Origin of the sequence: Lentzea indica (assembly GCF_012184385.1) — a bacterium.
Classification (GTDB): domain Bacteria; phylum Actinomycetota; class Actinomycetes; order Mycobacteriales; family Pseudonocardiaceae; genus Lentzea; species Lentzea indica.
On the sequence record NZ_VSRL01000293.1, the window covers coordinates 1 to 10,365 of the forward strand.

Genomic DNA, 10,365 nt, shown 5'->3' on the forward strand with positions numbered 1-10,365 from the left:
CGGCCGGAGCTGCTGCGCGTCCTCGGCCTGATTGCCGACGCACCCGCGCTGATCATGGACCACCGCATGGACGTGCTCGCAGGCAACCGCCTCGCCGGCCTCCTCTACGGCCGGCCGATGCCGGGCCTGAACACCGCTCGACACATCTTTCTCGAGGAGGCCGAGCGCGGCCTTTACGCGGACTGGGAGAAATGCACCCTCGACGTGGTCGGGCACCTGCGCCTGGCCGCGGGCAAATACCCGGAGGATCCCCGTCTGGCGTCGCTCATCGGCGAGCTGGCGATGGGCAGCGAGCGCTTCCGCCGCCTCTGGGCCCGCGCGGACGTGCGCGCCCGCGGACATGGACGCAAGGCGTACCAGCACCCCTTGGTCGGGCTGTTGGAACTGCACCAGGAGAACTTCGCGCTACCGGACGAGTCGGGCATGGAGCTGGTGGTGCTGTCCGCGGCGCCCGGCAGCCCCGCTGAGGACGGGCTGCGCCTGCTCGCGGGACTGGGCGCGGACAGCGGTGACGCGCATCCCGCGGTGAACGCTCAGGTTCGCGAGTAACTGGCCGAGGCGGCGTTGTTCCGGGCGGAATCCGGTCACCGGATGCTCGTCTGCTGCGCCGAACGCAACTCGAAGCAGTCCGTGGCCGCTGGGCTGTCGCCAGCGAGAGTGAAGGAGGTCCAGCGTCCAGGTTGATCGAGCGTGCCTCGTGAGAAGATCGCGATAGCTCCGTGAGGGTGGCAGTAGATCAAACCCCCCTGGCCGCTGATGGGCGCCGTTTCCAAGGTTTGGGCGAGGACGAAGAGCGGCGCACCGTCGTCGGTGCGGAGTTCACCGAGCGCCTCAGACGGCGTTCTGTTCCCGAAAGGGGTCTCCATCATGGCTAGCAGCCCGTTGTAGTCACGCCGACAAGCCGCTTCGTGCACTGCGGTGACCGCAGCCAACATACTGTCCACAAGGGACATTTCCGTGGAGTCGGTCGTCTTGATCGCCCCGCACTGCGGTCTGACAACAGGTGCGATACCTGTTGTCGGGACCGGTCCGGTGACCGACGCCTGCGGCTGTTCAGATCCGCGGTGGACTCGAATTGCGACAGCGAGTGCCAGGATCAGAACTGCCGCGGTTACGCTCCCCATCAAGGCTCTTCTGCGCATACGGTGTTCCTGCATGGTCAGCAGTCTGAAAGAACGCTGATGTGGCCCGGATTTGGCTCAGGCACGACGCTGAAGTCGCCAGTGAGGACGTAGGCCGCGCGGTACGAGGCGATGTGAGGCCCGCCGCATGCCATACCTGAGATCCGGAAGTCTCGTCCGCTGTCGTTGACTCTCACTTCCTTGACGTTTGCACCTGACTGGTAGATCACGGCGAGCTCGTAGTCGTAGCTGTGGACATCAGCAGATGCTGTCACGACTACCTCGTGCGTCTCGCCGTCGTTCAGTTTGATGGTGTGCGCAGGGAAGAACGGGCCGGCTGGAACGCGCCGGCGTCCGGTCGCGTCCTCGACGGAGGACTGAACTACAGGGAATGGATCGTCCAGCTTGAGCAGAACTTCGGACGACAGCTCAGGTCCTTGCGGCGGAGCCCACACCAGACTGCCGTTCAGCGGCGGTCTCGTGTCGCGGATGACCGGTCTGATGTCGGTGACCGTGATTGCCCGGTCCTTCGGTCCTTCCAGGTGCAACCTGATGACCTGCTGCCGCAGGCTGGCTGCTCCGGACAACCGAACGTCTCTCGCGATCGCGCGATCCGCAGCCGCCATGGGCCGAGACAGCCTTTTGACGAGATCGGCACCGGGAAAATCGGGTGATTCGCTCACATAGCCCCACGGGCCCATGTCATTGGATGAAAGATCCGCTGTGACCCGTAGCTCGGACGGTGCTTGCCCGCCGATGTCTCCTGTGGTGTTCTTTCCCATTCCGGGAACTGCGACGATCGCAGCACCGACGAAGACGGCCGTGATCACGATGCCGGCAGGGAGCAGCCAGGCACGAAGAGTGCTGGTGCCCACGTTGAGGTCACCGTGAACGTCGCCGGCCTGGATCACCTGGTCCGCCGTGCCGCGCTGCGTGTTCCGCGTCGAACCGGACTTCTCGCTGGTATCGCCGGGATGAGTGCTATCGCTCATCGCTCTCCCGAGATGTACGGCATTGTGTCTCCTCGGTGCCGCCGTACTCGCTTGTCAGAGTGGGCTGGCGATCTTACAGGCCAGGCGGACGGCGGCCGATGGGCGCAACTGCTCAAGGCGCCTGACTGCGACAAGGCCGGCGCAGCGCGATGTGGTCGAACGGTGCTTCAACCGGCTCAAGCAGTTCCGTGACCTCGCGACGCTCACTGGACAGTCGCTAGCCCTGTCTCCTGCAATGGCGAGGTGACGGCGAAGGCCAATCGAAACCGGTGTGGAACAGCCGGCTGCGCGGACTCGGGTTCCAATGCTGAACACACGTGTGGTTCAGCAGGGTCACATTGATCGTGACGGGGCCTGTGTTCTGGCCTGGTGGGCGGTGGTCCACAGTGTCGGGGTGCGTGAGAGGGAACATGGCGGTTCGTCGACGGTCAACCGCAACCACGGGACTGCCAACCACCTCGTCCAAGCGGGCCGGATCGATCAGGTGATCCTCCAGTCGTCGGACTCCGCTTCGACGGCGGAGGCGGTGGTTGTGCCGGTGATGGGCACGGAGATGGCAGCGCCGGAGTTGTTCGTCGGCCGTGATGAGCAGGTTGAAGCGCTGTTGGGTGCCTTGGCACCAGATGACGGGCGATCGAGGACGGCGGTGGTGTCGGCGGTGGCCGGGATGGGCGGCGTCGGCAAGACCGCCCTGGTTCGCCACGCCGCCGACCTCGCCGTGGACCGCGGTTGGTTCGCGGGCGGGGCAGTGGTCGTGGATCTGCACGGCTACGACCTCGACCGGCAGGGTGTCCGGCCGGAGCAGGTCTTCGCCCCTCTGCTTCGTGCTCTGGGCATGCAGGGCGCCAGCGTCCCGGCCACCGCCGCCGAACAGGCCACCGCTTATCACCAGCTGTTGGCCGCCGCGGCCGCACAGGGACAACGGATGCTGGTCGTGCTCGACAACGCCTCGACCGGCGACCAGGTCCGAGACCTGCTGCCCCAGCAGCGGGCACACCGGGCCTTGGTGACCACTCGTGACACTCTGGCCCTGCCTGCAAGCACTCGCCGCCTGGTCCTCGACGTGCTCGGCATCGACGATGCGGTGGTCCTGCTGGACCGGGCCGTGCACGAGCAGCGGCCGGACGACGACCGCATCCACGCAGATCGACCGGCGGCGAAGGCGTTGGCACAGGTGTGCGGCGGTCTGCCACTGGCCCTGCGGATCGTCGCGGCCCTGCTGGCCGACGACGCCGACCTGCCGATCGGACGGTTGGCGGCCGAACTCCGCCAGGCGCCGGTCGGCGGTTTCGCCCACGGCGAGACCGCCGTGGGTAGCGCGTTCGCCGTGTCCTGGCAACGCCTGCGATCCCGTGCGCCCGAAGCGGCGCGACTGCTGACCTTGTTGCTCCTCAACACCGGCCCCGAATTCGCCATCGAGATTGCCGCCGCGCTCGCCGGCCAACCTGAACCACTGGTGCGGACTCAGCTGCGCACGCTGTGCCAGGCTCACCTGTTGCAGCACGGCAACGGGCGCTGGCGCATGCACGACCTCATCCGCAGTTACACCATGGAACACACCGTGGCAGAGCTGCGCACAGAGCAGACAGCCGCGGCGGCCATGCCGGCCACCGAGAACATGGCCGCAGCTCTCATAGCTCTGTTCGAGTACTACACCGACGGCGTCAAGGCCGCGAACAAGCATCTCAGGGCATTCGAGAACCGGTTCACCGGGCCTCCCGCCGACGCGGTGACCGCCCTGCTGGACCAGTTCGTCCGCGAAGCCCAGAAGGACGAGGAACATGTGAGGAGGATGCGCGAGCTTCGCGCGCTGCAAGGTCCTGACCTCTTCGCGGATCTCGACGAGGCCTTGGACTGGCTGGACGCCGAGCTCCTCAACCTCGTCGGCACCGTGCACGTCGCCGCAGGCGGAGGTTTCCACAGCGATGCCTTCACCCTCGCGACCGCGCTCGATCGGTACCTGGCGATGGAGAACCACCTCGCTGTGCGGCTCATCACCGCGCGGGTTGCCTGCGCGGCGGCTGAACACCTCGACCACGACCGCCTCGCCATCGCCTGCAACAAGCTGGGCGGGGCGCTTGTCGCGGCGGACCGGCTTGAGGAGGCCATTGCCGTCCACCAGCGGGAAGTGGCGCTCTACCAGGAGCTCGGAGATCTCGACGGCGAAGGGCGGGCCTGGGGCGCCTTGGGCACCACGCTGGCTGCCGCGGACCGGTTTGAGGAGGCCATTGCCTCGCACCGACAGGAACTGGCGATCGCTCAGGAGCTTGATGACCTCGACGCCCAGGGCAAGGCATGGGCCAATCTTGGCGACTCGCTGACCGAGATGGCTGAGTTCGACGAGGCGTTCAGCGCCTACTACGAAGCCATCTCCGCCTTCAAGAACGGCGAGAATCGCTGGTACGAGGCCATCACGTGGAACCACCTGGGGCTGGCATACGCCTGGCTGGTCATGGATGAGGCCATCGTCGCCCAGGAGATGGCCCTCGACCTTTTCCGGGAGATCGGCGACCGTGACGGCGAGGGTGCGGCGTTGGTGGCCATGGGGATGGTGGAGGAGTTGTTGAAACCCGAAAAGGCCTGCGAGTACTGGCGTGAAGCGCAGTCGGTGTTCCGTGACATCGGCGACAACGACGCCGTCGAGAGAGTGCAGTACCTGATCGACAACGTCAAGGAACCGTAGGACATCACCATGTAGGTGCAGGGCGGCATTGGCCTGGAGGTGTTGCAGTGAGGCGCAAAAGCTTCTTCGAGTGCGGTGAGCGCTGTTAACTTCCCTGCTTTCCACGTTGTGCGGGCAAAAGGGGAGTACTGCCGTCATGGGTTCGAGAAGCTTCAGCAAGATCGTCAGCCGGGTCGCGGCCGCCGCCGTGGTAGCGCTCTCAGCGACCGCTGTGAGCGCGCCGTCGGCCGGTGCCGCCGCGCAGGAGTTCATCTACTCCGGGCAGGACTACGGGTATGCCGGGGCGACGTTCGACTGGACCGGGCGGAGCTCGGTGTCGAACATCGACCTGATCGTGTCGGACTGGGGCTGTGACGCGAAGCCGGTCTACGCCTACTTCCTGTTCTACAACGGGTCGCTGCACCTTGACACGACGCCGACGCGCCGGTACGACCACTCCGGCTGCGACAAGGAGGACTACTCGAAGTACAACGACCTGAAGTGGTCGATCAGCGGTGACTCGATCACCTACATGGGCGTCGTGGTCTGCCGTGACGCGTCGAACGGTCCGTGCAAGGTGGGCGGGCTTTCCGGGCGCAACCCTTACGCGTAAGGGTTGCGCTACCTCGCCGTCAGGGGCAGGGCGAGAAGAATCGGCGGGTGCCGGGGCCGTTGTAGGCAGTGGGATCGGAGAACCGGCAGCCGAACGTGGGTGCGGCGACCGTGTTGCGGTCGCCGATCACGTCACCGGCGGGTTTCGTTCCGCGGCTGGTCCACGTCACGAGGTCGTTCCACGCCGCTCCTGCTTCCGCTGGCGAGAACTCACAGTGGTCCACCGTCCGGATCGCTCGCTGCACCAACCACTTCGACTGACCGTTGCGGGCGACGTCGGTCCGGTAGTCCTGTTCCATCGAGAACGGCACGAAGAGGTCACCCAGACCGTGCAGGGAGAGCACCGGGACCCTGGGCTTGCCCGCGATCCTCGGAATCTCGGTGAGCGCGGGGGAGAGCCGGGTCCGCCAGTCGCGCGGCGCCACACGTTGCACCTCGCGGTTGAGATCGACTGGCGTGTTCGGCTCGTAGCGGGTGCCGAGATTGGTCGCCAACCGGCCGGGATCACGCGCGAGTGGAGCATCTTCGTCGGGCGGTGCGGCGAGGCTGAACAGGAAGTCCTTCCAGAACGCGAAAGCGGGCGTCGCGCCAGGACGCGGTCCGCCGCTGCGTTCGACGACCACCGCGCGGAACTGGGCGCCTCTGTCCGTCACGGTGTCAGGTCCGCCGGGAACGAGAGTGCTCAGCCCCAGTTTCTCCTGGATGCGCGGTACCACGGTCGTGAGGTAGTCGGGAGGCACCGGGTAGGCGCGTTCCCCGGCGAGCGCCTGCGCCGTCAACTGGTAGTCGAGGAAGAAGTCGAACAGCTCGTGATCACCGAGCACGCCGCACATCGGCAGCGCGCCGTCGTAGAAGCCGGGGTACTGCTCCAGCGAACGACCGATGATGTGGCCGCCCATCGACACTCCTGCGATGAGGACCTGCTTCGGCTTGGCGACCAGCCTGCCGAAGTGCTTCGCCAGATCGTGCGTCGCCAGTACGCCGGCGCGGACGTCGTAGCCGTTGCTGTAGTAAGAGGACGCGGCCCACGCGTATCCCTGGCCGAGCATCCGGGCGCGCAAGCCGTAGGCCGGCGGGTCAACGGTGAGCACCGTGCCGGTGCCGCGGTAACCGTGTGCCCACATGGCCAGACGGCCGTTCCACTTCGCGGGCACCTCGACGATGTACGCGGAGTGCTGGTGGATGCCCTGCAGCACCCTCGTCGGCTGCCCGTCGACGATCTCCGGCTTCAGCGGCGGGTTGTTGACGGTGTAGCCGGGCAACGGCTGGTCACCGGGGACTCCGTGGCTGATTCCCGGCGTGGCGTGCAGCGGCGCTGCCACTGCCGGCACACCACCGGTGAAGAGCACGAGCCCCAGCAACGACATCACGAGCCGTGTTCGCATGCCACACCTCCGTCGGCTTCCCATGCCGGTTCATTCCACCCCGGCGGGGTCGCCCCGGTCACCCTCTCAATGGCTGAATGGCCGGCAGCGAAGAGGTGGGCTTCCAGGGTTCTGGTTGTGCCGGGCCCGGTTGTCTAAGGTGTCCGCCATGGTGCGACCACGGCGGGTGACGGCGCCCGTCGTCGGACTGTCAGTGCTTCTCGTGTTGTCGATCGTCGCCTGGATCGGTGGTGACGCGGTCATCGACCGGCTCAACGCGACGCGCTGCACAAATCCGGCGACGGTCCTGATCACCGCCGCGCCCGCGGTCGCCCCGGCTCTCAGCGACGCCGCGGAGAGCCTGGACGTGGGTGCCGACTGCTACCGGGTCGAGATCAAGGCTGAGCCCGCCCGCGAGACCATGACCAGGCTCGTCGACGTCGGGGGATCGCCGTCGGTGTGGGTTCCCGAGTCGACGATGTGGTTGCGGCAGGCACGAGACTCCGGAGTGTGGCGGGTGCCGGAGGCGGGCATCTCGGTCGCGCAGTCGCCGGTCGTGCTCGCCGTCAAGGATCCTGCGAAGGGCAAGAACTGGCGCGAGCTCATCGGGCTCGGCGCCAAGGCGGTCGGTGGCATCGCCGATCCGGCCAAAGATCCGGCCAGCCTGTCGGCGTTGCTGGCGCTGCGCGGGTTCGCGTCATCGGAGAAGGATCCGGCGGCCGCGACGGTCGCCGCCATCCGTCCGGTGTCCGTCGACTACGCCGAGCAGGCAGATGCCTTGTTCACCCGCCCGTTGGACGTGTTCCCCACCTCCGAACAGGCCCTGGAACGGCACAACTCCACCCCTGGTGCCGCCCGGCTGACGGCGGTCGCCTCAGAGAACCCGGTGCCGCCACTGGACTTCCCGTACGTCGTGCTGCCGGACGCGGGGGAGCAACAACGCGCAGGCGCCGAGAAGTTCCTGGCACACCTGCGATCCGGGGCGAACCTCGCCAAGTTCGGGCTGCGCGCTCCCGACGACAAGGCCGCCGGTCTCGACCAGGGCTTCGTCGACGAGACGCTACGCATCTGGGGCGGGCTCACGCTGACCGCGCGTGTGCTGGGCGTGCTGGACGTGTCCGGCTCCATGAACCAGATCGTGCCCAGGACGGGCACCACGCGGATGGCGCTGGCCGTCGCCGCGGCCGAGCGCGGCCTGGGCATGTTCAAGCCCGGTACGCAGATCGGCCTGTGGAAGTTCTCCACCAGGCTCGACGGTGCCAAGGACTACAAGGAGATCATCCCCTTCGCGTCCGTCAAGGACCACCTCGCGAGTGGCCGCGCCGTCAAGGAGGTCCGCGCGACTCGCGCGACCGCCAACGGGGCGACCGGTCTCTACGACACCACCTTGGCCGCGTACCAGGAGGCGCGGAAGAGCTGGGAGCTCGGCCGCATCAACATCGTCGCCATCATGACCGACGGTCGCAACGAGGACCCCGACTCCATCACCCAGCGTCAGTTGCTGGACGAGTTGGCCAAGCTGCAGGACAAACGCAGGCCGTTGCCCGTCATCGCGATCGGCATGGGCCCTGACGTCGACGTGGACGAACTGACGAAGATCGCCGACGCGACCGGCGGCCGTGCATTCACCACCGTCGATCCCGCCGGCATCAGCGACATCTTCGCGCAGGCGTTGAGCACCATGCTGTGCCAGCCACCCGCGTGCCGTCCCCAGTAGACGGTCCTCAGCAGACGGTCTCCGGCAGACGGTTGTCAGTACGGGTCGTACGGGCTGTCGTGACCGAACAACCTCGCGACCGGCCGCAGCCGCAGACGCAACAGGACCTTGATCCACACGTTGCGCAGGAACCAGGGCATCTCGGCGAGCACGCGCCTGCGATCCGCCCAGCTCGGCTCGGCCAAACGGAAGCGCGCCAGTGAGCCCGCCCGGTCGACGTACGTGTATCGATTGCCGCACAGCACCTTCACCAGAATGCCGCTGGTCACCCCGATGGACGAGAAGGCGTCGTGCACCAGGATCTCGCCGTTGGCCACGAGGTTCTCCGACCACAGCATGTCGTCGGTGTACGTCCAGTAGTCGTGCTTGCCGTCGATGTACAGCAGGTCGATGCGCTTGTCCCAGCGCTTGCGCAACTCGGTGCTGTACTCGGCTTCGAGCTGCACGACGTCCGTCAGGCCCGCGCTGGCGACGTTCTTCTCGAAGCGGGCACGGGTGGGCGTGCCTCCGAACAGCCGGCCCTCGACGAACGGGTCGACGGCGACCACCGTCGCACCGACGGAACGTGCCGCGATGCCCAGAACCGTGGTGGATCGCCCCTGATGACTGCCGATCTCCACGATCCGCGCGCCGGGACCGAGCCGGAGGGCGGCCTCCCACAACATGGTGGCTTGGTCAACTGTCAACCAGCCGGGGACCTGATCACCCAGTTCCCACGCTTGCTCGAACGCGGTCGGAGAAGTCATCGCCACCTGCCTGAGTGCGCCCCAGAACGGTCGTGGGGGCCCAAGATAGCGATAGTCGCCCGCGAGCACTACCCGGTGGTAACTTCCTCCGCCATCAGGAGCCTGAAGATCGCACATCGGAATCCGACGACGTGGGTGCTCATCGCACTCACGGCGCTGTCGTTCGCGCAACGGTTCGGGACGACCACGTTCGACACGAAACTCGACCTCGCAGTCAACCCGCTCGGCTTCCTGAACAGGGCACTTCACCTGTGGAATCCCGCGGCGACGGCGGGCGAGCTGCAGAACCAGGCGTACGGCTACTTCTTCCCGATGGGGCCGTTCTTCGCGATCGGCCAGATCCTCGGTGTGCCCGCGTGGGTCACCCAGCGGCTTTGGTGCGCGCTTCTGCTCTGCCTCGCGTTCTACGGGGTGCTGCGGCTGGCGCGTGCGCTTGGCATCGGCCACGAGCCGACCCGGTACGCCGGTGCGCTGGCGTACGCGCTGGCCCCTCGAGTGCTGACCGAGATCGGGCCGCTGTCGTCGGAGATGCTGCCCGCCGTCATGTTGCCGTGGGTGCTGCTGCCGCTCGTGCTGGCGGACAGGATCGGCTCGCCGCGCAGGGCCGCCGCTCTGTCCGGCCTCGCGGTGCTGGGGATGGGCGGCATCAACGGCGCGATGGTCGTCATGGCGCTGGTTCTTCCCGGCATCTGGCTGCTGACGCGCAAGTGGAACCGCCAGCACGTGAAGCTGGTGCTGTGGTGGGCCGGATGCGTCATCGCGGTCGCGTTGTGGTGGATCGTCCCGTTGCTGCTGCTCGGGCGGTACAGCCTGCCCTTCCTCGACTACATCGAGTCGGCCGCGAACACGACCGCGCCGATGTCGCTGTTCCAGGTGTTGCGCGGGACGAACCAGTGGGTCGCCTACGTGCTGCAAGGTGAGCCGTGGTGGCCCAACGGTTTCGTGCTCGTCGACAACCCCGTGCTGATGGCCGGCACGGCACTGGTGGCGCTGATCGGCGTCGTCGGCCTGGCGCGGCTGGGGTTGCCGGACGCCGTTTCCTGGTGCTGGGCACGCTGGCCGGGTTGACGCTGCTGACCGTCGGCTACGTCGGGTCGCTCGACTAGCCGCTCGCCGAGATCGTTCGCGGACTGCTGGACGGGCCGCTCGCG

General features: G+C 67.0%; 8 protein-coding genes. 5 read left to right on the forward strand and 3 right to left on the reverse strand.

What is annotated here, in order from left to right:
* The coding region (locus tag FXN61_RS42380; RefSeq protein WP_446684960.1) for an MmyB family transcriptional regulator at positions 1–549 on the forward strand (549 nt) is incomplete at its 5' end.
* A gap of 610 nt (positions 550–1,159) precedes the next feature.
* On the opposite strand, the gene FXN61_RS42385 is transcribed toward FXN61_RS42380, so the two are convergent.
* Positions 1,160–2,113, reverse strand: coding sequence for a hypothetical protein (locus tag FXN61_RS42385; protein WP_167979492.1), 954 nt, complete (start codon positions 2,111–2,113; stop codon positions 1,160–1,162).
* Between the two features lie 394 nt (positions 2,114–2,507).
* Here FXN61_RS42385 and FXN61_RS42390 point away from each other — a divergent pair, with 394 nt between their 5' ends.
* The gene (locus FXN61_RS42390; RefSeq protein ID WP_167979493.1) at positions 2,508–4,796 is read left to right on the forward strand and encodes a tetratricopeptide repeat protein; all 2,289 of its coding nucleotides are present in this window, start codon (positions 2,508–2,510) and stop codon (positions 4,794–4,796) included.
* Positions 4,797–4,932: 136 nt separating this feature from the next.
* On the forward strand, positions 4,933–5,388 hold the full coding sequence (locus FXN61_RS42395) for a hypothetical protein (protein ID WP_167979494.1): 456 nt from the start codon (positions 4,933–4,935) through the stop codon (positions 5,386–5,388).
* 19 nt (positions 5,389–5,407) lie between these two features.
* On the opposite strand, the gene FXN61_RS42400 is transcribed toward FXN61_RS42395, so the two are convergent.
* Positions 5,408–6,772 carry an alpha/beta hydrolase family protein gene (locus tag FXN61_RS42400; RefSeq protein ID WP_167979495.1) on the reverse strand — a complete coding sequence of 455 codons (1,365 nt, stop codon included), beginning with the start codon at positions 6,770–6,772 and terminating at the stop codon, positions 5,408–5,410.
* Between the two features lie 148 nt (positions 6,773–6,920).
* Between FXN61_RS42400 and FXN61_RS42405 the strand changes: the two genes are divergently transcribed.
* Complete coding sequence (locus tag FXN61_RS42405; protein ID WP_167979496.1) at positions 6,921–8,468, forward strand: substrate-binding and VWA domain-containing protein; 1,548 nt, start codon at positions 6,921–6,923, stop codon at positions 8,466–8,468.
* A gap of 35 nt (positions 8,469–8,503) precedes the next feature.
* On the opposite strand, the gene FXN61_RS42410 is transcribed toward FXN61_RS42405, so the two are convergent.
* Positions 8,504–9,214 (reverse strand): class I SAM-dependent methyltransferase, encoded by a 711-nt coding sequence (locus tag FXN61_RS42410; RefSeq protein ID WP_188136083.1) that lies wholly within the window; start codon positions 9,212–9,214, stop codon positions 8,504–8,506.
* Positions 9,215–9,349: 135 nt separating this feature from the next.
* Between FXN61_RS42410 and FXN61_RS42415 the strand changes: the two genes are divergently transcribed.
* Positions 9,350–10,282 carry an alpha-(1->3)-arabinofuranosyltransferase domain-containing protein gene (locus FXN61_RS42415; protein WP_312878424.1) on the forward strand — a complete coding sequence of 311 codons (933 nt, stop codon included), beginning with the start codon at positions 9,350–9,352 and terminating at the stop codon, positions 10,280–10,282.
* Positions 10,283–10,365: the final 83 nt, after the last annotated feature.